At 64.7% G+C, this 20,580-nt stretch carries 20 protein-coding genes; 4 read left to right on the top strand and 16 right to left on the bottom strand.

Going from position 1 to position 20,580, the window contains the following annotated elements; all coding sequences use genetic code 11:
- Positions 1–29 precede the first annotated feature (29 nt).
- A complete protein-coding gene (locus VFC51_15795) occupies positions 30–1,241 on the top strand; it encodes a M24 family metallopeptidase (GenBank protein ID HZT08486.1) in 1,212 nt (403 codons plus the stop codon).
- 51 nt (positions 1,242–1,292) lie between these two features.
- Here VFC51_15795 and VFC51_15790 read toward each other — a convergent pair whose 3' ends face one another.
- The 12 genes from VFC51_15790 to VFC51_15735 all read right to left on the bottom strand — a co-directional run bounded on the left by VFC51_15790 (position 1,293) and on the right by VFC51_15735 (position 13,536).
- On the bottom strand, positions 1,293–2,405 hold the full coding sequence (locus VFC51_15790; protein HZT08485.1) for a CARDB domain-containing protein: 1,113 nt from the start codon (positions 2,403–2,405) through the stop codon (positions 1,293–1,295).
- A gap of 124 nt (positions 2,406–2,529) precedes the next feature.
- Complete coding sequence (gene thiD / locus VFC51_15785; protein ID HZT08484.1) at positions 2,530–3,348, bottom strand: bifunctional hydroxymethylpyrimidine kinase/phosphomethylpyrimidine kinase; 819 nt, start codon at positions 3,346–3,348, stop codon at positions 2,530–2,532.
- A gap of 27 nt (positions 3,349–3,375) precedes the next feature.
- Positions 3,376–4,272, bottom strand: coding sequence for an amidohydrolase family protein (locus VFC51_15780; protein ID HZT08483.1), 897 nt, complete (start codon positions 4,270–4,272; stop codon positions 3,376–3,378).
- A gap of 267 nt (positions 4,273–4,539) precedes the next feature.
- The gene (locus tag VFC51_15775) at positions 4,540–5,712 is read right to left on the bottom strand and encodes an amidohydrolase family protein (GenBank protein HZT08482.1); all 1,173 of its coding nucleotides are present in this window, start codon (positions 5,710–5,712) and stop codon (positions 4,540–4,542) included.
- Between the two features lie 28 nt (positions 5,713–5,740).
- Positions 5,741–6,748: a cupin domain-containing protein gene (locus VFC51_15770; GenBank protein ID HZT08481.1), complete on the bottom strand. Its 1,008-nt coding sequence runs from the start codon at positions 6,746–6,748 to the stop codon at positions 5,741–5,743.
- A 59-nt stretch (positions 6,749–6,807) separates the two neighbouring features.
- A complete protein-coding gene (locus VFC51_15765) occupies positions 6,808–7,965 on the bottom strand; it encodes an amidohydrolase family protein (protein ID HZT08480.1) in 1,158 nt (385 codons plus the stop codon).
- A gap of 109 nt (positions 7,966–8,074) precedes the next feature.
- A complete protein-coding gene (locus VFC51_15760) occupies positions 8,075–9,046 on the bottom strand; it encodes a dihydrodipicolinate synthase family protein (protein ID HZT08479.1) in 972 nt (323 codons plus the stop codon).
- A 168-nt stretch (positions 9,047–9,214) separates the two neighbouring features.
- Positions 9,215–9,637, bottom strand: coding sequence for a pyridoxamine 5'-phosphate oxidase family protein (locus tag VFC51_15755; protein ID HZT08478.1), 423 nt, complete (start codon positions 9,635–9,637; stop codon positions 9,215–9,217).
- Positions 9,638–9,731: 94 nt separating this feature from the next.
- Positions 9,732–10,064 carry a hypothetical protein gene (locus tag VFC51_15750; GenBank protein HZT08477.1) on the bottom strand — a complete coding sequence of 111 codons (333 nt, stop codon included), beginning with the start codon at positions 10,062–10,064 and terminating at the stop codon, positions 9,732–9,734.
- A 98-nt stretch (positions 10,065–10,162) separates the two neighbouring features.
- Complete coding sequence (locus tag VFC51_15745) at positions 10,163–11,893, bottom strand: ABC transporter substrate-binding protein (GenBank protein ID HZT08476.1); 1,731 nt, start codon at positions 11,891–11,893, stop codon at positions 10,163–10,165.
- Positions 11,894–11,931: 38 nt separating this feature from the next.
- Entirely contained in the window at positions 11,932–12,411 is a 480-nt protein-coding gene (locus VFC51_15740; protein ID HZT08475.1) for a flavin reductase family protein, read from the bottom strand.
- Between the two features lie 120 nt (positions 12,412–12,531).
- On the bottom strand, positions 12,532–13,536 hold the full coding sequence (locus tag VFC51_15735) for a cupin domain-containing protein (GenBank protein ID HZT08474.1): 1,005 nt from the start codon (positions 13,534–13,536) through the stop codon (positions 12,532–12,534).
- A gap of 123 nt (positions 13,537–13,659) precedes the next feature.
- On the opposite strand from VFC51_15735, the gene VFC51_15730 reads away from it, so the two are divergent.
- The 3 genes from VFC51_15730 (at position 13,660) to VFC51_15720 (ending at position 17,098) form a co-directional block, all read left to right on the top strand.
- Complete coding sequence (locus VFC51_15730) at positions 13,660–14,787, top strand: cupin domain-containing protein (GenBank protein ID HZT08473.1); 1,128 nt, start codon at positions 13,660–13,662, stop codon at positions 14,785–14,787.
- A 25-nt stretch (positions 14,788–14,812) separates the two neighbouring features.
- A complete protein-coding gene (locus VFC51_15725; protein ID HZT08472.1) occupies positions 14,813–15,184 on the top strand; it encodes a VOC family protein in 372 nt (123 codons plus the stop codon).
- 174 nt (positions 15,185–15,358) lie between these two features.
- Positions 15,359–17,098, top strand: coding sequence for a PDZ domain-containing protein (locus VFC51_15720; GenBank protein HZT08471.1), 1,740 nt, complete (start codon positions 15,359–15,361; stop codon positions 17,096–17,098).
- 38 nt (positions 17,099–17,136) lie between these two features.
- Here VFC51_15720 and VFC51_15715 read toward each other — a convergent pair whose 3' ends face one another.
- From VFC51_15715 to VFC51_15700, 4 genes are all read right to left on the bottom strand, one after another.
- Complete coding sequence (locus VFC51_15715; protein ID HZT08470.1) at positions 17,137–17,811, bottom strand: C39 family peptidase; 675 nt, start codon at positions 17,809–17,811, stop codon at positions 17,137–17,139.
- A gap of 212 nt (positions 17,812–18,023) precedes the next feature.
- Complete coding sequence (locus tag VFC51_15710) at positions 18,024–18,764, bottom strand: 2OG-Fe(II) oxygenase (GenBank protein HZT08469.1); 741 nt, start codon at positions 18,762–18,764, stop codon at positions 18,024–18,026.
- Positions 18,765–18,769: 5 nt separating this feature from the next.
- Positions 18,770–19,507: a hypothetical protein gene (locus VFC51_15705; GenBank protein HZT08468.1), complete on the bottom strand. Its 738-nt coding sequence runs from the start codon at positions 19,505–19,507 to the stop codon at positions 18,770–18,772.
- Positions 19,504–20,439 (bottom strand): site-specific DNA-methyltransferase, encoded by a 936-nt coding sequence (locus VFC51_15700; protein HZT08467.1) that lies wholly within the window; start codon positions 20,437–20,439, stop codon positions 19,504–19,506. Before VFC51_15700 ends, VFC51_15705 begins: the two co-directional genes overlap by 4 nt.
- Positions 20,440–20,580: the final 141 nt, after the last annotated feature.

Genomic DNA, 20,580 nt, shown 5'->3' with positions numbered 1-20,580 from the left:
GATGATTTTGCGAAGGGGGCTGGAATCCCATGATGTCACCATCCGAGCTGCCCGTTCCGCGGTTCTCTCTCGCCGAGCGGGACCGGCGATGGGCCGCAGTACGCAAGAGGATGGCGGAGCAGGGCGTGGACGCCCTCGTCTGCGTCTACCACACGGGACACCACAATCACTGGCAGGCGGACCTGCAGTACCTGTCGCAGATCGGCGGCAACAACGTCGACGCGTCGCTCGTGTTCCCGCTGGAGGGCGAGCCGACCGGCTTCGTCATCAATCCGTACTACGAGGGGCCCGCGGCGCGTGATTGGATGAGCGATTTTCGGGTCACGCGACGCGCGTGGGGAGACCTCATCGCGGAACGGATCAAGGAGCTGGGGCTCGAAAAGGGAACCATCGCCATCTCTGGGCTGCGGGACCACCTCCGCGCCCCCGAGGGGATCGTTCCTTCAGGGACGCTCGATCGCATTCGTGAGCTTGTCCCGAACGCGGCGATCGTCAACGGAACGTGGATCTGCCAGGAGCCCCGAATGGTGAAGAGCGCCGAGGAGATTCGGTTCCTGGAGAAATCGGTCGAGTTGATCGAGCGCTCCGTCGACGCAATGTACCGAACGGCGCGTCCCGGCGTACGGGAGAGCGAAGTGTATGCGTGGATGATTTGGGAACAGATCGCCAACGGCGGCGATATGCCCACGCTGCTGTCGTGGCTATCGGGCCCCTGGGGCCGCGTCTCCCAGCGGCTGCTCCAAGCCACGACGCGTCTGCTCCAAAAAGACGACATGATCTTCAACGAGATCGAGGCGAGATACGGCGGCTACTGTGCGCAGCAGGTCCAGCCGATGTGCGTGGGGCGCATCCCACCCGAAGTCGAGGAGCAATTCAAGTGGCAAGGCGAGGCGTTTGAAGCCGTGCGCGAGATCATGCGCCCGGGCACGACGTTCGACGAGCTGATTCACGCGGCCGAGATCGTGGGCCGAAAGTCCGATCGGTTCGAATCGAGCCTCACCCTGCATGGTCGCGGGCTCGGAGAGGATTGGCCGCTCCTCATGGGCCGGTATTCTCCCGAGGTCGGGCAGATGCAGCTTCAGGAGCGAATGGTGTTCATCATGAAGCCGACCGTTCGTCGCAAAAACGCCCAGCTGCGGGGCGAAGGCATCGTGTGGGGCGATACGATCGAGGTGACCTCATCGGGCGGCCGGCGCCTGGGAAAGCGCCCACGCGCGTTTCTCCAGATCGAGGACCTCTGAGCCACGCGTCGAGGAGGGCAGCCGGCAGGCGGCTGCCCTCCCACTGCACGTTCAGGCAGTTGTGAGCTGCACGCGCGAATCGAGCTGAATCCAGACCTGATTTGCGGGCGAGTCGCCCTCCCAGTAGGCGAGCGCCCAGCCTTCCTCTTGCTGCGTGACGCGGTACCACTCACCGGGCTGCGCCACCCATAACGGATCCATGTTGACCGAGAAGGCCTGGGTCGGGGCGAATACGACGAGCCAGAGCTGCTGGGCCGGTGGCCGCGCAGATGGAACGTGGGTCGGCGTCAGCTCGACCCGGGCGTCGAGCTGGATCCACACCGACCACTCCGGCGTGTCCCCCTCCCAGATGGCGAGCGCCCAGCCGCCTTCCTGGCGAACGACGTAGTACCACTCATCTGGCTGCGCGACCCATAACGGCGCGTTGGTCACCGAATACGCCTGCGTTGGAGCCAGTATGTGCAGCCACAGTGGGCCGGAGACGGGCGGCTGCGCAGGCGGGGGAGGAGGCGGCGCCGGGACCGCGGTCGGCGTCGGCAGGGCGGCCGGAGTCGCCGTTGGCTGCCCGGGAGCGGGCGGTTGCGGAGGCGGCGGCGGTGGCGGCAGGACCGGAACACCAACGAAATCCACGTTGTTGGTCTCGTCCGTCTCCGTGACCTGGTTCGCCGGATCGACGACCACGCCATTGGTGATAACGGGCGTGTCGCCCGTCGCCACGAGGCCGATGACCAGGGACGCGCTACCGCCCGCTGGGACACTGGGGACGGGACAGACGATTTCGACCAGCGTGACGCGGCACCCGGGCGGCACGAGTCCAGGGGCGGCGCCAGGTGGGATTACGTCGCTGAGCGTCGTCGCGGCTGATGGCGCAGCGCCCTCGTTGCTGATCGTCACGTTGAACAAGACCTGCGCTCCCGCTGGCACGGGAACCGGGGGCGCGGTCACCGCGACGGTCAGGTCGGGCAGCCCCGGCGGTGGATTGAGCACGGGGGTCGGCGTCGGCGTGGACGTCGGCGTATCGGTTAGCCCCGGCGTGAGCGTGATTGTGGGGGTCGGGGTCGGCGTGTCTGACGGCTGTTCCGCGACCGCGGAGTGGGCGAACGGGCCGAGGAGGAACGGGATCGATCCAAAAAGCAGAACGGAAAAGAGCACGCTTCGAAGCATCGTACATCTCCACATGCACATGAACCAAAGTCCCAGCTACGTATTCAAACGCATCAGCCGCAATTGAGTTACAGCTTTTAGGCAGAATAGTTATCTAACATCCCGTTCACACATGGTTCACGGTTTATGAATCGGCTGCACGCGACACGGTATTGACCAAGTAGCTGCCGTCACCCGCAACAATCGCGCGCCGAATTCCCGCGGCGACGACGCTCTTTGCGCCTGCGACGGCCGTCGGAAGATCGTCGCCGCGGGCGAGGCAGGCCGCGATGGCCGCGGAGAAGGCGCATCCGGTGCCGTGCACCGCCTGCACCGCGTATCGTGGCCCGCTGAACTCCCGAAAGCCGTGTCCGTCGAAGAGCACGTCGATGGCCGCGTCCGCGTCCCTCGCATGCCCCCCTTTCACCACGACCGCGCCCGGCCCGAGCGCGTGAAGGTGACGGGCCACATCGCGAATTGCGGTCGGCGTTCGAGCCGATCGCCCGGTCAGCGCTTCGGCCTCGTCGATGTTCGGCGTCACGACGGTGGCTAGGGGCAACAGCTGGGAGACGAGAGCCGATAGCCCGTCATGGTCGAGCAGCCGCCTCCCCGTCGTCGCGACGAGGACCGGATCGATCACGAGCGGCTGGAGCCCGTGCTCGCGCACCTTCGCGGCGACCATCTCGACGACGCCCCGTTCCGCGAGCATGCCCGTCTTCGTCGCGCCGATGCCGAAGTCCTGCGCCACGGCATCGATCTGTCCACCCACGAATTCGGGATGAACGGGCAGCACGTCGATGACGCCGCGGGGGTTCTGCGCGGTGAGCGCGGTGACTGCGCATACGCCATGGACACCGAGCAGGGCGAAGGTCCGCAAATCGGCTTGAACGCCGGCCCCACCGGACGAATCCGACCCGGCGATCGTGAGGGCGACCCCGGGGCGCTGGGGGTCGATCGGCTTCATGGGCTCGCCGCTGGCGACTGCGCGCGATCAGAGCTTGTAGAGCCGCGCGGCGTTGCCCCACAGCATCTGTTCGCGCTCGTCGTCGGGAACTCCAGCAAAACTTCGCTCGATCTGCGTCCGCGACTCGGGCCAGGTGGAGGTCTCGAGGGGGAAGTTCGTGGACCACATGATGTTGGCCGAGCCGATGAACCCGCGCGTAAGGATTCCGGCGCGGCCGTACCAGCCCGTGAGGTAACACTGCCGCTTGAACATCTCCGATGGCGTGAGGTCGTATCCCTCGAGGTGCAGCCCATCTTCTCGCGCCTGCTGGTCGGCAAACTCGAGCTGATAGGCGCCCCAGCCCAGGGAGCTCTCCGCGAAGACCACGCGGAGAGCGGGGTGGCGCAGCAGAATCCGCGAGACCAGAAGATTCACCACGATGGACACCGTGCTCGCCGACCGAGCGATTGACGTGAACGCGGCCGCGATTCGAGGCGGCATGTCCGACGCGGCAGGCACCTGGATCGACGCCGCGGAGCCAGAATGGAAGCACACGGGCACCCGCAATCGCTCGCACGCCGCCCACAACGGATCGTACTCGGGCCCGTTGATGTGAGGAACGTCGCGCAGCTCCATCGGTATCGCGGGATAGATCAAACCCCGATGGCCGCGATCCACCGCCCGATCCAGCTCCGCCACGGCGGCGGCGATGGGGTAGAGCGGAACGATGCACTGGGGAATGAACCGCTCGCTCGTCGAGGCCCACTCATCGATCACCCAATCGTTGTACGCCTGGACACAAGCAAGCTCGAGGGCCGGATCGGTGATCCGACCAAACGTCTCTCCCCCAACCCCCGCAACTGTCGGATACAGCACCGAGGCGTCGACGCCGTCAGCATCCATCGCCTTCAATCGCTCCACGGGGTCCCACGCGGCCCGAGGCACGTCTGACCAGCTCCGCGGCGCGGCGCGACGATCGGCACAAAGCGCCCCCGCGGATGCCACGCCGGAAATGGGGATCGGGACCCCATCGACCACCCACCTCTCGCGTCCGTCACGCGCGGCGATGTGGGGGACACGATCTCCCCAGGATCTCGAAAGGCGCTCCGTCCAGACTCGGGGGTGCTCCTGAACGTGGTCGTCGACGCTGATCAGGCCAAACTTCCGCACCATCGGTTGAAAAACCCCCAAAGCCCCTCGCTCGGGCTTCGATCAAGCGAGCCGATACAGCCGGAGCGCGTTTTCGTAGAGAAGCTTCTTGCGCTCGTCGTCGGGCACGCCGGCCACCACGCGCTCTACGTGCTCCCACGAATCGGGATAGGTGGACGTGATGTGTGGATAGTCGGATTCCCACATGATATTGTCGACCCCGATGAACTCCCGCAGCTCGATTCCCGACCGTTCGAACCAGAAGTCGACGTAGATCTGGCGCCGGAACGCGTCGCTGGGGCGGCTTAGGACTCCCTCGGTCCACAGTCGACGCCGCTCCCACTCGTGGTCGCAGGCCTCGAGGACGTATGCCATCCATCCCATCCCAGTCTCGGCGCAGGCCCATTTGAGACGCGGATATCGGTCGAGGATTCCCGTCAGCAGGAGATACGGGATGAGCTGCGACGGCGTTGCGCAGAGCCGACCGGTCGACACCGTATGAAACTGCCGCGTCGAAAACCCTTCCCATCTCGGCACCGCCAGCTCGCTGGCCAGGCCGGCCGAGCCGTGCCAGTTGATCGGGATGTTCATCTCCTGGCACGCCGCCCAGAGGGGATCCCAGTACGGATCGTTCAGGTGCCTGGCGCCCTTCAAGGCCATCCCTGGCTCCGCCAAGATCACGATCCCCCGATGTCCATGGTCGACCGCCCGCTGGACCTGCGCCACGACGCTCTCTATAGGGCTGAGGTACGGAATGATCGCCACGGGAATGTACCGGTCGCTGTACCTGGCCCACTCGCCGAGCGCGTCGTTATATGCCTGTACGCACGCCATCTCGTATTCCGGGTCGCCGAAGCAGAAGTTGAACCCTTGAATCGGCGTGTTGGGGAACAGCACCTCGGCGTCGATGCCATCTTCGTCGAGCGCACGCAGACGCGCCGCCGGGTCGTACACCTTCCGGGGGACCTCCTCCCACCGCTTGGGGTAGTAGCGTTTCTCGTGCATCGCCGCGGGGCAATTGACGACACCGCCGCTCTGCAGCTTGCCGTTGACGGTCCAACGCTCGACCCGCTCTCCGTGGTCCTCGACCTCCACAACCTGGGGGATGCGATCTCCCCACTTCGCCTCAGACATCCGACTGGTGAACGCGTCTCGGTCGAGCTGGCCGTGTGAATCACAGCTCACCAGGCCGTACTTGATCTCCATATGGTTCTCGCCTCCGTCACGGCGATCCATCGGCACTCGTTGAGTGCCGAAGTGCAACTTAGCGCGATTCTTGCGTCTCCTCGCGGTACAGCGCCAGCGCCTTCATTGCGGGCCAGTCGCTGATGGAATAGAGGATCGCGTCCGTATCGGACGCGTTCTCGTGAGCGTGCCAGGTCCACGGTGGCACGATGAAGATGTCACCCTGGGACCACTCAAATCGCTCACCCTCGATCGTCGTCACGCCGCTCCCGCGATACGCGTGGTAGATCGTCGTGCTGTTGTGTCGGTGGGTGCCGGCCTTCTGCCGCGGATTGAAAAGCTGGATCTCGCAGGCGTACGTCGGCAGCGTCGGCCCCCCCGTCAGCGGGTTCGTGAAGGTGAGCTGCAACCCATCGCAAGGATGACCCTCGATCTCTTGCTCGCGCAATGCCGTGAGCGCCGCGTACGTTTCCGCCCACGGATACCGGTGCGGAGGCGGGGTGGGCCTATCCCACCCGATCCAGGACGGCTTGGCATGGGCGACGAGACGGTTCGAATAACCCTCCGGCAGCTCGATGGGCTGCTGATCCTGGCCGAAGCGCTCGTTCATGCCCTTGCCGATGCCCACGAGCCGCGTGTCCATCCCGTCCAGCCAGATGGCCGGCTCGTTGCCTCCGTTGTGGTGGTCATGCCAGCTCCAATTGGGTGTGGTCACCACGTCTCCGGAAGACATGGGAAACGATTCGCCGTCCACGACGAACTCCGCCCCGGTGGGCGCCTGCAGCACGAAGCGCGTCTCGCTGACCAGGTTGCGATGCGCCTTCGTCCGCTCTCCAGGCATGAGGCATTGCACCGAAAAGTGGAGGGTGTTGCTCATGCGGCCGCTGAGGCCAGGGTTCTTGAGCTGAATCGTACGCATGGCGACGGCGTCGATAGGGACGAGCGCAGCGGCGGTCGTGAGCGCCGTGTGAATGTCATCCCACTTCCAGATGCACGGCTTCACCTCCTCAGCCGGACCCCGCGACATGTTCCACATGCCGCCCATATGTCGCTCGCTGAGCCATCGATTAAAGTCGTCTAGCTCCATGGCCTCCTCCACCGCGCCCGGGCGCGCGGATCTCGAACCGAACGCAACGTCCGATGCGGTCAGTTCTTCAGATCGTCGAGATGGAAGAACTCGACAGCGTTCTGACAGACGAGTCGGTTCCGCTCGTCGTCCGGCACGCCGGCGAACATCTCGTCGAGGATCTCGCGCGAGTTGGGCCAGTTGCCGGCCGAATGCGGAAAGTCGTTGCCCCACATGGCATTCTTCACGCCTACATCGTGCCGGACCTTGACCCCCCAAGGATCATGGAGAAAGCCCCAGATGCAGTGGTCCTTGATGTATTCGCTCGGCCGTCGCTTCAGAGGGGGAAGCCCGTACTCGCGCTCGGCATAGTACCGGCATCGCTCGTAGATGTCGTCGACCTGCTCGTAGAAATAGGGGACCCAGCCGATCATCGTCTCGGCCCAGTAGATCCGCAGCTCCGGGAATCGATCGAAGACGCCCGCGAAAATGAGCTGGATCGCGTTCTGGCTGATCCCGCCCCCGAACCGGGTCAGGAGGCGCACCGGGTCGGTGCCGAATCCCGCCGCGGTTGGGTGCTTCGAGTATTGGAACACCGGCCCCTCGCGTCCAATGAAGCCGATGTGAACGGAGATGGGCATGTCGAGGTCGCACGCGGCCGCCCAGAAGCGATCGTCTTCCGCCGTCGGATAGCCCTTGCCACTGGGGAAGGAGTTGAGGGCCACGCCCTTTAGTCCCGCCTTCTTGCAGTACTCCATCTCCGCGACGGCGTCGTTCACGCTGGTGCTCGGGATGACGGGCATGGCGAGGAGGCGATCGCGGTCGACCGCGCAGTATTCCTCGGCGAGGAACTCATTGTAGGCGTGGATGACGGCCCGGTAGGCCTCGTCGTTGCCGATGCCGCGCCAGAAGCCCCCGTTGCCGGCCGAGGTGTACATCACCTCGGCGTCTACGCCGTCGAGGTCTTGCTCCTTCAGCCGCTGCTCGGGGCTCGCCGTCCCCGGCCCTTCACCGTAGCGAATGCCCGAGAGCTGGTGCTCCTGATATGGCTTTCCGGTCACGGCCAGGCCCAGAACGTAGAGCGGGCGATTCTCGACGATCACGCCGTGCCCGCCGTCCTCCAGCTCCACGAGCCGCGGCGCGTGGTCGCGATGCTTCGCCGGGACGCGCCCCGTCCATCGATTGGGCGCGATTTCGAGATGCGAGTCCGCGGATATGAGGCGATACGCGCGTGCCATCCTTCCCCCCTCGTTCGCCGCCCCGGGCAAGCGCCATGAGGAAGGCTGCACCCCGTGAGGTGCAGCCTTCCGTGTTACCCTCGGGGCTGTACGCGCGAGCGACGCGTCCTTACGCGCGCCCTGCGGCGACTGGCGCTTCCACCAGCGGTCGGTACTTCGCGTTGAGCCGAGCCCAGCCCTCGGCTCGCTGGATAGCCTTCTCGAGGGACTCCGGCCGCACAACCACGAAGGGCGGGCGGTTCGGGCCCTGATTGGCGTATCCGGTTCGACTGGCGCCCAGCTTACGGGCGTTGTCCTGCGGGCCGCCGAAGTCCTGGCTCCCGGTGGCGATGGCCTGGATGTCCCGCAGCACCTCTTTCGCCCCCTCGCCGTCATTCGCATCCGTGCAGTTCCGCAGCCTGAGCAGCGGCCATGGGCCCATGGAGACGTCCGTGGACCAGAAGCCCCGGGCCCCGAGCTCGTGGTACGGGTAGTACTGCATCTGATTGACGAACACGCTGATCTTCCCCTTCGTTACGTCAATCAAACGGATGAATTCCATCGTGGAACGATGGCTGTCCTTCATCGACACCACGTTCCGCTTCTCCGTGATCTTCGGAAACGCGGAGACGGGGATGTGGATGTTGTGCAACGGAGGATTGTGGTAGATCTGGATCGAGAGATTCGGAAAGTAGTCCGCTAGGTCGTGGTAGAACTGGATGGCGTTGTCCACCGTGGGCGGGTAGTAAAAGGGAACACCGGTGAAGATTCCTTCCGCCCCGAGGTCGCGCGCGATCTTCGCCTTGCGAACGACTTCGCGGCTATTGAGGCTCGTCACGCCGATGAACACGGGCACCCGCTTGTTCACGGCGTCGAGCGTCGCCTTGGTCATCGTCTTGAACTCGTTCTCGGTCAGGGTGTGGAACTCACCGTAGCTCCCCATCGCCGATACGACGTTGATGCCGTCGCGGATCAGCTTGTCCACACACTCCGTGAGGTTGTCGACGTCGACGGTGTCGTCTGAGTCAAGCCCTATCTCCACGTCCTTCGCGCATGCGGGGATCATGGCGTTCAGACCGTGGAGGTCTTCCGGTGTGTACACGGCGCGTCGCCTCCTCTCTCGATTCGCGCGCGTTCACGCGGCGCTTGCCGCGAGTATAGACCTGCTCGGAAAACGCGTCAACGCAAGCGGCGCGACAACCATGCCGTCTCGCTGCTCGTCGCGCGCGAGCCTGACTCGAGAGCGTGGAGTCTCGCGAGAGCGGTCGACTCAGCTCGCGCCGTCGCGCTCCTGGAGCGTCTTGCCGGCGAGGCGGACGCGATCCACGCGGACGAGGACGCCGAAGCCCTTTCGCTCCGGGTCCTTCTCCAATTCAACGGGGATCGTCCGCCCCATGATCTGTTCACGCATCGCGCCCTCGCGGTGGATCGTGGCCTGGCCGTAAAAGCGGAGGAGCATTCCGCGGGACGTGCTTCGATACAAGACCACGATCTTGGGATTCTGGGCAACCTGCTCGATCTGCTCGGCCAGGCTGCGCTCCCACCATGCAAGGTGGTCCTTATCGAACACCATCATGCTGCCCTTGAAGGCGATGTCCGGCTGGCCCGAGCTGTCGGCCGTCGCGAGAAGGCAGGGGTTGCCATCCTCCAGCGCGTGATTCACCGCTTCTTCAAATTTCGACAGGTCGATCATGCGCGCACATTCCTCCACAAACCCTTTTGCGTGATTTACGCCTTCCGCCGATTATACGCACGGTGCGGAGCCCTGCATTCCCGCGGCACGACGATCACCCGCCGGCGACGACCAGGACGACGTTCCCCGTCGTCGCGTGCTGGGAGAGCACGTCGATCGCCGCGACCGTGTCCCGCCAGTCGGCGGCGTCCGAGTACGACACGGCGTCGGGAAGTCGACCGACGCGGTACACGGGCACGGCAACGCGACGGCTCCACCCGCCTCCATCGGCGATCCCGACGACCCGCGTCCCCACCTTCGGTCCGCCGCCGTCGGCCGCCGCGACGGCAACAATCCCAGCCACATCCCGACCCGGCCGCCAGCCATCCGGCCGCTGCTGGAGCAGGCTGATCTCACCGCGATTGACCGCGTATGCGTGGACATTCACGAGGACGTCCTGCGGTCCGACCTCGGGCTCTGGTAGGTCGCGGAGGGCTAACCCACCCGGAGCACTCGGTCGGTGATGTATCCAAGCATCACATCGTCCTACGACTCAACCCAGTGCCACTCGTGGACGTTCCAGTAATCGGTCGTCGCGGGAGCGCCGGTCTGCTCCGGCCCCTTGAGATCGGCTTCGGCCGCCAAGACGTAGATGTTGTAATAGAGCGGAAACGCCGGGGCTTCCTCGCTGAGGATTCGCATCGCGTCCGCCACCGCCCGACGGCGGTCGGCCGGATCGAGCGTGGAGTTGTATGCGTCGTAGTCTGCGTTATACGCGGCGTTCGACCATCCACCCCGGTTGCTGCCGCTCCACCGGTTCGCCGGCGTGCCGATCTGGCTGCTGATGAAGTTCTCCATCATTGCCCGCTCCGTGCTATCGCCGGAGCCGGGCATGTTGATGCCCGGAAACGTGTTGCGCACCTCGTTGACCCGCACCTGCTCGTTCGGCAGAACGGTGAGCTGCACGTCGATCCCGGCTCTGTTCCACGAGTCCGTCATGACCTGGCCAACGCGCTCGTAATCGACGCTGTTGAGGACCTGGAAGTCGAGACGGAACCGCTGGCCTGACGCGTCGGCGAAATAGCCGTCCCGATCTTTGGTGAATCCGGCCTCGTTCATGCCCTGCTCGACGCGCCGCGGGTCATAGGGGTATTTCGTGATCGCGGCCTCGACGTCGCCGTAGTAAGAAATCTGCCGCGACACGAACGTGTCGGCGACGGAGCTTGCGCCGTCGTAGAGCGCCTCGATGATGGCAGGCTTGTCGATGCCGTACATCAGCGCCCTTCGCACCCGTACATCCGCGAGCGCGGGCATCTTGAGGTACTCCGGTCGAAACTGCACCTGGTTGAACAGGGGGGCCGTTGGGTCCAGAAAGACCTTGCCCTTGCCGGCGCTCTCCCACTGCGTCCTGAGGGTCTGCCCGTGGTTGAATCGCAACGTCGTCCGCGCCGCGTACTGGATATCGCCCGTCAGTACGTTGGCCATGATGGCGTTTTCGTCATCCATGATGCGTTCGATGATCCGATCGATCTTCGGGCGCCCGAGTGCGTGGCCGTCAAAAGCGGCGCCATCCAGCTCGATGCCGTGCTGCCAGGCCGTGAGCTTGAAAGGTCCGGCCCCGATGTAGTCGTTTGTCCAGAACGAGTTGTTGAGAAAGGCGTCCCGCGTGGACGCGTCCTGCTGAAACGTGGCGTATGGGCCCGCAAGGATGTGCTGCGGAAGCGGGTCGAGGGTGCGATCGGTCATCGTCGCCGCGTCAGGATACGGCGCGCTCCAGCGGATCAGGAGCGTGCGGGGGTCCATGGCTTCAACCGAGTCCATCTTGTCCTGCGGGGTGGAGGAGAATGGCCCTTCAACCGTGGTATAGACCCGCCAGGCGAACACGAAGTCGGCGGCGGTGAGGGGCTCGCCGTCCTGCCAGGTGAGATTGGGACGCAATCGGTAGGTTGTCTCCATGCGTCCGTCGGGAAAAACGCGCCAGCTATCGGTATTGAGCTGCGGGAGCGCTTCCGCGAGGTAGGGCTGCGTGGTGCCGGAGGCATCCACCAGGGCGAGGTCCGCGTTGAAGAGGCGCTTGGTCCGCCAAGACCCGCCCTGGGCGAGGATCTTCGGCGCAAGGTCGATCGGCTCGTGCCGGTCCACCACCACCAGAGTCTTCGTCGGGGCGGGCTTGGGCGCCTGATTTGCACCGGGTACCGGTCCGCTTGTCGGAGCCGCTGCGCACGCCCCGGCCAAGAGGAGGAGCGCCAGGCCAAACGCCGAAGTTCTGACGTTCATCGCCCACCTCCACGTGGAACATCAGGCCCCGTACGCCCTTAGCCGCCGTAGTTCCACCCAGTATCGCGCATCAAGAGAGGTGGAGCGGGGTTCTCGTGGACTCCGGCCTCCACGACCTCTCCGATGAAAAGGTGGTGATCGCCCTGCTCCACGACGTCCACGAGCCGGCATTCCCAGTAAGCGGGCACCTCGTTGATGATCGGCGCGCCTGTCGCTCCCGGCCGGATCGTGACGGACCCGAGCCGGTTTCCCTCCGGGTGGACGGTCATGAAGAATTCCTGGGCCACATCCTTCTGGCTTGCGCTGAGCACGTTGATGGCGAAGTGGCCGGCGGCCCGAACCGTTGCGTACGGATGCGTGTCGAGCTTGATCCCCACGGCCACCAGGGGCGGCTTGAACGACGTCTGGGTGACCCAGTTGACCGTAGCCGACGCGACATCGTCGCCGTTCTTTGCCGTCAGAACGAACAGCCCGTAGGGGATCATTCGGAGCGCTTGTTTTTTCGCGGCCTCGTCCAACGTCTCCTCCGTAGCGCTATTGGGATACGAATCGACCGGCCACACCCGGCCTCTCGAACGTTGCGACCTGCTTCGACAAGCCCAATGGCGAACTTGCCCAGAATTGTCTCACGCGTCGCACTACGACGCCGCGACCTCTTCCTCGCGATAGAGGCCGAGCGCCTTGAGCGCGGGCCAGTCGTCCATGGAATACAGGACCGCGTCCTCGCTCGATCGATTCTCGTGGTAATGGCCCGTCCACGGCGGCACGACGAAGATGTCGCCCTTGGTCCACTCGAGCACTTCCCCGTCGACGACGGTGACGCCGGACCCTCGGAACACCTGATAGATGGTCGTGCTGATGTGCCTGTGCGCCTTCGTCTTCAGGTTGGGGGGGAGAAGCTGCAGCTCGCAGGCGAACGTCGGCAGCGTCGGACCGCCGGTCATCGGGTTCGTGTACGTGAGCTGTAGGCCGTCGAATGGATCTCCATCGGTCTCGCTCTCCCGAAGGGCGTCGAGCGTCGCTTGCGTATCCTTCCAGGAGTACCGAAACGCCGGCGGCTGCTCCTCAGCCTTGGCCCATGAAGGCTTCACGTGCCCCAGCGTGGAGGCCGAGTAGCCGATCGGTCGCAGGATGTCTTGCGTGGGCTTCGGGAACCCCTCGCCCAAGAGCTTCCCCATCGCGGTGAGCCGGATGTCGAGGCCGTCCAGCCACATGATCGGATGGTCGCTATGGTTGTAGTGGTCGTGCCAGCACCAGCTCGGCGTCGTGATGAAATCGCCCTCCTCCATGGGGAGCGGTTCACCGTTGACGACGGTGGCCGCGTCCGGCGAGCCCTGAATCACGAAGCGGACCGCGGCCGCCGTGTGTCGGTGAGCCTCGGCAACCTCGCCAGGCATGACACACTGGATCGACATGTGGATCGTATTGCTCATCCGGTCGCCCATGCTCGGATTACGAAGCTGGATTGTGCGACGGCCCGTCTGGTCCATCGGAACGATCCGGGTGGCCGCCATCAGCCCCTCGTAGATCTCGGACCACTTCCAGAGGTAGGGCTTGAACTCGGCGCGCTCGCCCATCCCACGCCAGTGGCCGTTTAAATGCCGCTCCGCAAGCCAGGCGTCCAATTCCTGGATCGTCTCCATGCTCGTCTCCTTCCCTAGGCTGCAGCCAGTCTATCCGCCGTGCGAAACAGCGTCAATCGACGTCCCGAAGTCCGGAAGGCCGTAGTACTATTAGCGCGACGATCGGGAAGGGAGTTTGATTCGATGGCGCAGACAGCAATCGAGGAATCCGTTCGCGAGTCGGCCCGCGAGGCCCGCGCCTGGAAGTCGCCCTACGAGGAATGGAAGGAATCCCAGGGAATCCCAACGATTCACGGCCTGGCCGTGGACAACGTCTACACCGTCGAGTTGACGCCGTGGCCAGCCCGGGGTGGATCCGGCGTGTTCATCAACCTGGACGGCACTGGGGGATTCAACGATACGTACGTGTGCGAGATTCCGCCAAGGCAGTCTCTGCAGCCGATCAAGCACATCTACGAAGAGACCGTGTTCATTCTCAGCGGTCAAGGCGCGACCACGGTCTGGATCGACGATCAGAAAAAGCAGACCTTCGAGTGGCACAAAGGCAGCTACTTTGCCATTCCGCCCAACGCGTGGTACCAGCACCACAACGTGTCGGGTTCCGAGCCGGCGCGCTACATCGCGATGACCGCGGCGCCGCGTGTCATCGATACGTTCAAGAACCTCGACTTCGTATTCAACAACCCGTTCGTCTTCACCGATCGCTTCAACGGTGAGGAGGGCTATTTCAAGGAGGCGCCGCAGATCCGGGCGCGGGGCGGCTGGCCCACGAACTTCGTATCGGACGTCATGGAGGCGAGCGTTCGCCGAACCCACGCCGACGGCGGGCCCACCTGGAACCGCGCGATCGGCGGGTTCGGCACGGCGTTCGCGATGGTGAACAGCACCGTTCGCTCGCATAGCTCGGGATGGGCCGTGGGCACGTATAAGAAGGCGCATCGCCACGGGCCGGGCATCCACGTCCTCATCCTGAAGGGGACCGGGTACTCCCTCATGTGGCTGGAGAACCAGCCCGTGCAGCGCATTGACTGGGGCCCGGGCAGCATGTTCGTCCCGCCGGAGATGTGGTTTCACCAGCACTTCAACACGAGCCCGGAGCCGGTCCTGTTCCTGGCCATCGGCTGGGGGACGGACAAGCCCAAACTGGGCGGCAAGCAGTACGTGTACGTCAGCACCAAAGAGGGCGGGGACCAGATCGAGTGGGAGGACGAGGACCCGGCGATCCACCGGGACTTCGAGGCAGCTCTGGCGCGGGTCGGCGTCACATGCCAGATGGGGGCGCACCACCCCTTCTGCACACAGAAATCGTAGCCACGACGGGCAGAGGGAGGATCAGATGACCATCGTCCTGGATCACCTCAGCATTCCTGCACGGGACAAGGTCGCCACGGCCGAGTGGTACGCGCACGTGTTCGGTGTGAGGTACGCGGGTCCGCGGCGCGACTTCGCCCCCGTCGCCGTCACCGGCTCCCTCACGCTCAACTTCGAGACGTCAGACGTTCCCGAGGCCCATCACTACGCCTTCATGGTGGCGGCGGACGAGTTCGCGGCAATTCGACAGCGGCTGGAGCAAGCGTCCATTCCGTATGGCAGCTCTACGCGCGACAGCAATGGCGAGGTATACAACCACGACGGGCGGCGCGGGTTTTACTTCACCGACCCCAACGGCCACGGCCTCGAGGTCATGGCCCCGAGCGCAACGACGTAAGCACGTCTGGCAGCGCGCCGTGGTTCGACCGGCTCACCACGCGCGGGCGGGGAACCCGTTCGCCCGGAGCACGGAAACTCGATCGCCCTGAGCTCGTCGACGGGCGACGGGCGCGCCACAGATAAGACAAACAACCGTCCGTGCGGCGCGTTCGCGCCCGGACGGGGGAGATGCATGCCCACGCCAACCATCCGATACACGGTCGCCATGCCGCGCCCCGCGACGCATCTGCTCAACGTGAGCGTGGAAATCGACGGGCCTGGCGATGCCGTCGAACTGCGTTTCCCCGTTTGGACGCCCGGCTCGTACATGGTCCGCGAGTTCGCCCGTCACGTGCAGGGGTTTCGCGCGGAAGCGGGTGGCAATCCCCTGCGGTGGACGAAGACCCGGAAAGACTCCTGGCGGATCGAATGCGAGGGCGCGCCGACCGTGGCGGTTTCGTACGACGTGTATGCCAACGACCTCACGGTTCGAACGAGTCATCTCGACGCGACCCACGCCTTCTTCAACCCCGCCAATCTTCTCCCATACACGCCTGCGCGCGCCCGCGAGCCGTTGCTGCTGACGGTGCGTGCGCCCATGGGCTGGACTGTTGCGACCGGGCTGGCGCGCGCCGACCGCGCTGGCACCGTGTTCCTGGCTTCAGACTACGACGAGCTGGTCGATTGTCCGGTCCACGTGGGACCGGACCCAGTACTGGAGTTCCAGGCCTGCGGCGCTCCCCACTGCGTCGCGACGTGGGGCCGATCGAATCTCGACCCCGCGCGCCTGCTGGCCGATCTCACCCGCATCGTCGAGACCGAGGCGGCGATCTTCGGCGGGGTACCGTATCGGGACTACCTGTTCATCCTCATGGCAACCAGCGGCGGCCGCGGCGGACTCGAGCACCGCAATTCCTCGGCCAACATGGTTCCTCGCTTCTCATTTCGGCCGGGCCGGACGTACGAGCGTGTGCTCAGCCTCCTCGCGCACGAGCACTTCCACACCTGGAATGTCAAGCGCATTCATCCGATGTGGAATGGCGGCGCCTATGACTACGGGATCGAGAACTACACCCGTCTCTTGTGGGCGATGGAGGGAATCACCGAGTACTACAGCTCCTTGACCCTCCGAAGAGCCGGGCTCATCACCCCTGAACGGTACCTCGAGATCCTGGCCGACCAGATGCGCGACCTGGCCGAGACGCCGGGCCGTGCGCTTCAGAGCCTCGAAGAAGCCAGCTTCGACGCGTGGATCAAGTACTACCGTCCCGACGAGCATTCGGCGAACTCATCCGTCTCGTACTACCTGAAGGGTGCGCTGGTGAGCCTCCTGCTGGACCTGGAGATTCGCGAGCGCACAAGCGGCGCTCGGAGTCTCGACGACCTGATGCGGCTCCTCTGGGAACGATACGGGATGCCCGACCGGGGTGTGCCGGAAGACGCTTACCAAGCCCTGGTGCGGGAAGTAGCCGGCGGGGATTGGTCCGCCTTCTTCGACCGGTACGTGCGCGGACGTGAGGAGCTGGATCTGGCGCCCGCGCTCCGCTCCGTCGGCATTGAGATCGAAACCAAGCGGGACGCGAATGCGCCGGAGGCGTGGCTCGGGATCCGCACGCGAACGGAGTCTGGTCGGCTGAAGATCGCGGCCATTCCTTCTAGCGGGCCGGCCTGGGAGAGCGAGCTTTCGGCCGGGGACGAGATCCTCGCCGTGGACGGCTTCCGCGTCGACGACGCGAGCCTCGCGGACCGTCTCCGCGACTACCGGCCGGGGGACACCGCAACCGTCGCCGCGTTTCACGGCGACCAGCTCATCGAGGTCCCAATCGTTCTCGGCACAGCGCCAGCGACGCGATTCACCCTTAAAAAGATTGCGCGCCCGACAGTTCGCCAGCGTGAGGCGTACGCGTCGTGGATCGCGGCGCCGTGGAAGTAGCGGGTCGAGCCTCCCTGACGGACGCGCGGGCCAAAACGCTAGAGGCCCTTCGCGCGCAGCGCCTGAAAGGCCCCCGGGGCGAAGGCGACGGCCTGATGGGGAATCGACGCGACGCCCATGGCCACGTTGAGCTGCGCCGCGCTAATCCAGTGATCCGCGCCGTCCGCGGCCGACTCATAGGCCGGGTCGTGATAGAGGAACTGATCGCCCTCGACCCCGAAGAGCACGACGTAGTGGTCGTAGCCGATTGGCGAGTCGAGATGATCCGGCAGCAGGCGGTACTTCACGAGGGCGATCACCGGATGCTCCTGGCGAAGCTGGTCCTCGATGTCGCCGATCGTCCACTGCGCGAAGTCGTCGCCGTCGTAGGGGCCGATCGGGTCGAGGCCGAAATCGCGGCCGACGGCGGCGAGATCTTCGAGGGCGGTGCCGCCCCCGCGGCCAGGGTTGCCGTGATAGAGCTGCGCAAGCCACCGAAGGTCCGAGTTGGTCTGGCCCATCCCGAACGCCTCCAGGACCATGGCCAGCGACGCCGGCCCGCAATTGGCCCCCTGGAATCGGGCGCCATCTTTCTGGGTGCGAAACGGCACGTCCAGGGCAAAGTTCCCAACCGCCCGCTTGATGGGCGCGCTGGTCGCCGCCGTGAGATCGGCGTCCGAGCCTCGACTGTTGGTCGCGCTCGGGCCCGGCGCCGCGGCGGTTGCCGGCGCCATCTGTGTTCCCGCATGTTGCGCGGGAGGTCGGGACGCAGAAACATTCGGGTCGCCCAAAACGGCCGACGACAGCATCGACATTGCGCCGAGCGCGACCGGGAGCAGGAAGTCGAGACGCACAGATCCTCCAGAATAACGGTCAACGTGGGCGAATTGTACAGGCAGAGGCGACAGACCGCCGACGATTCGTCACCTGCCAGAAATGAGAGGGATTACGCCGCGTCGTGGAAGATGATGCCGAGCGTGAAGCGCTCGCCGGTGCGAATTCGGCTCACGCCATGCCGCACGTTCACGCGATACGAGCCCCGGCGCCCGGCCACGGGGCGGTAGCGCGTCGTGAAGACGAGCCCAGCGCCACGTGCGAGGACATACGAATCGCCGCGTGACTGGGCGCGCGGCCGCTGCTCCACGAGCAGGACGTCGCCGCCGGTGTAGTCACGGCCCGGATCGCTGAGGGCGAACACGACCTGAAGCGGGAAGGCCACGGCGCCGTAGAGGTCCTGGTGCAGGCAGTTGTAGCCCCCGGGCCCGTAGTGCAGCATGAGGGGAGTCGGCTTCGTTTGCCCGGCGCTTGCACAGAGGTCGAGGAAGTCTGCCAGGGAATCCGCATACCGAGTCGGGGTGCCCAACGCGGTCGCCCAGCGGTTTCCAATGGGGGCGAGGTGGCGGTAGAGGCCGACGCGCAGCGCCTGGACGAGGGGCGGCAGCGGATACGTGAAGTACTTGTATTCCCCTTCGCCATACGCGTGCTGGCCCATGTCGATGCGTTTGCGGAACCGGGCATCGTCGCCAAAGAGGGCGATGAGCTGCATGCATTGCGCGGAATCGAGAAGCGGCGGGATGGGCGCAGCGCCGAACGTGTCGAGGTCCGACGCGATCCGATCCCACGGGAGAGCATCGATCTGTTGAAGGAGCGCGGGGCCATCGCGCTCCTCAGAGTAGGTCGCGGCCATGGGGCTCACGCCGGGGCGTCGAGGCGGTTGCGCAACGTGGGGTTCCGGTCCCTGACGTGGTCGATGAGGGTATCGAAGAAGTCGTCCCAGGAGAGGGTGCGGGGGTAGAACTCGACGCCGAACGGGCGCACGGAGAAGTCGGCGAGGAGCAACGTGGCGGCCTCGAAGAGATCATGCGAGTTGTGCTGCGATCGTCGGCCGGAAAGGCTGGCGAGGCTTCGGCCGAACGACTCATACCATGGCAGGTTCAGATCGCGGTTGATCCGCATACCACCAGCTTTGTCCATCACGAAGAAATACCCGAGAACAATCCCCGGATCATAGGCATGGATATTGGCACACTCACCGATCGCATCGTCGATTCGATTCGGCACCGTGCCGGCGACGTTCGCCATGATCGACTTGCACGACACGGCGAGATGGATTCGGCCTCGGTATGAATAGACCACGTCCCACTTCTTCGTCCGATGTTTTCCCGGCACGGACTGCTCGAGAACAAAGTCGCCGATGTGCAGGCCCCTTTCGAACAATGTCTTCGCGACCAGTTGCTGAATGGCCAGCATCCGGTTCGAGGCTTGGGCCTTTCGACCAACGAAATCGGCGAGCGCGTCCTGCAAGGTGAGCGACGGGACAGCCGCGGGCGCGATCGCCTCGGGCTCGACGGCCTCCTCGATGTCCTGGGCCAATTCAGAATCGTCAAGCGTGTCAGATTCGGGGACTTCGCCGTTGCCGTCCAGCTTCACGGCTCAGTCACCAAGACGCTACCGTATCCCGCCGATTCGGCAAACCTGTCAACCGCCATGTGGTGGTAAGCCGGCTCAACCTCAACCCCGACGGAATTACGACCGAGCAACGCTGCTGCGACGCTCGTCGTGCCGGTCCCCATAAAGGGATCCAGGACCGTATCTCCGACAAAACTGAACATCCGCACAAGACGCTTCGGGATCTCTAGCGGAAACGGAGCAGGATGCCGCTGCGTGCTCGCGCCAGTCACGTCCGTCCAGACCGGCGTGAACCACCTGAAATAATCGTCGTTTTCGATCCGCGACAGCCGCTCCATGTCCGGCGTGGGCTTCCGGTAGCCACCGGGCTTTCTCAGCATAACGATCGTCTCAAAATCGTTCTTGATGACACCGTTTGGGAGGTTCGGCTTACCAAGGAACCGCGAGCTTCTCGACGCTTCGAGCTTAATGTTGGACACCTTCAGCCAGATGATCGGCGTGAGATTATCGAGCCCTAAGCGACGACTCCGGACCTGAATGTCAGAAGGTAGGGGAAGGACGAAATGGCGACCTCCCCTTCGCCGAGCCACGTTGACAGCCCCGACGACGCAGCAAATTCGGCCCCCAGGGACCAGGACCCTCGCGCATTCCTGCCACGCGCGGTCAAGCTCGTCCAAAAAACGATCGTAGTCCTCGAAATCTCCTAGCTGTGCCGGGTTACCTGGATGGTATTTCTTCAGATTGAAGTACGGGGGACTTGTTATGACGAGGTGCACCGATTCATCGGCGAGGAAGCTGAGATCGCGTGCGTCTCCGAGCAGAAGCCTGTGCTCCGTAACCGGGGGCAACCCAGCGGGCGCGAAAGGGGGCCCGTGGCCATTCGTATTCTCAGAAGCGACGGGAAAGGATAACTGCGGCTCCGCAACGACCGACTGCACGTCCTCGTTCTGCATGCCGCCATTCTACGGCCGGCAGGGCGTGTCCCGCGGGAGAGTCGACGACCCGAATTCGACATCATTTGCCCGTGCCCTACCCATCCGACGGCACAACTGACTCCCATGGGATACCATTGGGAACTCAGCGGGATACAATGC

The sequence above is a fragment of the Chloroflexota bacterium genome (assembly GCA_035652535.1).
Taxonomy (GTDB): domain Bacteria; phylum Chloroflexota; class UBA6077; order UBA6077; family SHYK01; genus DASRDP01.
Note: the sequence above shows the minus strand (reverse complement) of the source record. Positions and strands in the feature narration are given on the sequence as shown.

What these genes read in the sequence shown, in the direction of transcription:
- VFC51_15795 (HZT08486.1), top strand. Translation starts at nt 30, where the DNA reads ATGATGTCACCATCCGAGCTGCCCGTTCCGCGGTTCTCTCTCGCCGAG.
- VFC51_15790 (HZT08485.1), bottom strand. Translation starts at nt 2,405, where the DNA reads ATGCTTCGAAGCGTGCTCTTTTCCGTTCTGCTTTTTGGATCGATCCCG.
- thiD (HZT08484.1), bottom strand. Translation starts at nt 3,348, where the DNA reads ATGAAGCCGATCGACCCCCAGCGCCCCGGGGTCGCCCTCACGATCGCC.
- VFC51_15775 (HZT08482.1), bottom strand. Translation starts at nt 5,712, where the DNA reads ATGGATCGCCGTGACGGAGGCGAGAACCATATGGAGATCAAGTACGGC.
- VFC51_15770 (HZT08481.1), bottom strand. Translation starts at nt 6,748, where the DNA reads ATGGAGCTAGACGACTTTAATCGATGGCTCAGCGAGCGACATATGGGC.
- VFC51_15765 (HZT08480.1), bottom strand. Translation starts at nt 7,965, where the DNA reads ATGGCACGCGCGTATCGCCTCATATCCGCGGACTCGCATCTCGAAATC.
- VFC51_15755 (HZT08478.1), bottom strand. Translation starts at nt 9,637, where the DNA reads ATGATCGACCTGTCGAAATTTGAAGAAGCGGTGAATCACGCGCTGGAG.
- VFC51_15745 (HZT08476.1), bottom strand. Translation starts at nt 11,893, where the DNA reads ATGAACGTCAGAACTTCGGCGTTTGGCCTGGCGCTCCTCCTCTTGGCC.
- VFC51_15735 (HZT08474.1), bottom strand. Translation starts at nt 13,536, where the DNA reads ATGGAGACGATCCAGGAATTGGACGCCTGGCTTGCGGAGCGGCATTTA.
- VFC51_15730 (HZT08473.1), top strand. Translation starts at nt 13,660, where the DNA reads ATGGCGCAGACAGCAATCGAGGAATCCGTTCGCGAGTCGGCCCGCGAG.
- VFC51_15725 (HZT08472.1), top strand. Translation starts at nt 14,813, where the DNA reads ATGACCATCGTCCTGGATCACCTCAGCATTCCTGCACGGGACAAGGTC.
- VFC51_15720 (HZT08471.1), top strand. Translation starts at nt 15,359, where the DNA reads ATGCCCACGCCAACCATCCGATACACGGTCGCCATGCCGCGCCCCGCG.
- VFC51_15715 (HZT08470.1), bottom strand. Translation starts at nt 17,811, where the DNA reads ATGGCGCCGGCAACCGCCGCGGCGCCGGGCCCGAGCGCGACCAACAGT.
- VFC51_15710 (HZT08469.1), bottom strand. Translation starts at nt 18,764, where the DNA reads ATGGCCGCGACCTACTCTGAGGAGCGCGATGGCCCCGCGCTCCTTCAA.
- VFC51_15700 (HZT08467.1), bottom strand. Translation starts at nt 20,439, where the DNA reads ATGCAGAACGAGGACGTGCAGTCGGTCGTTGCGGAGCCGCAGTTATCC.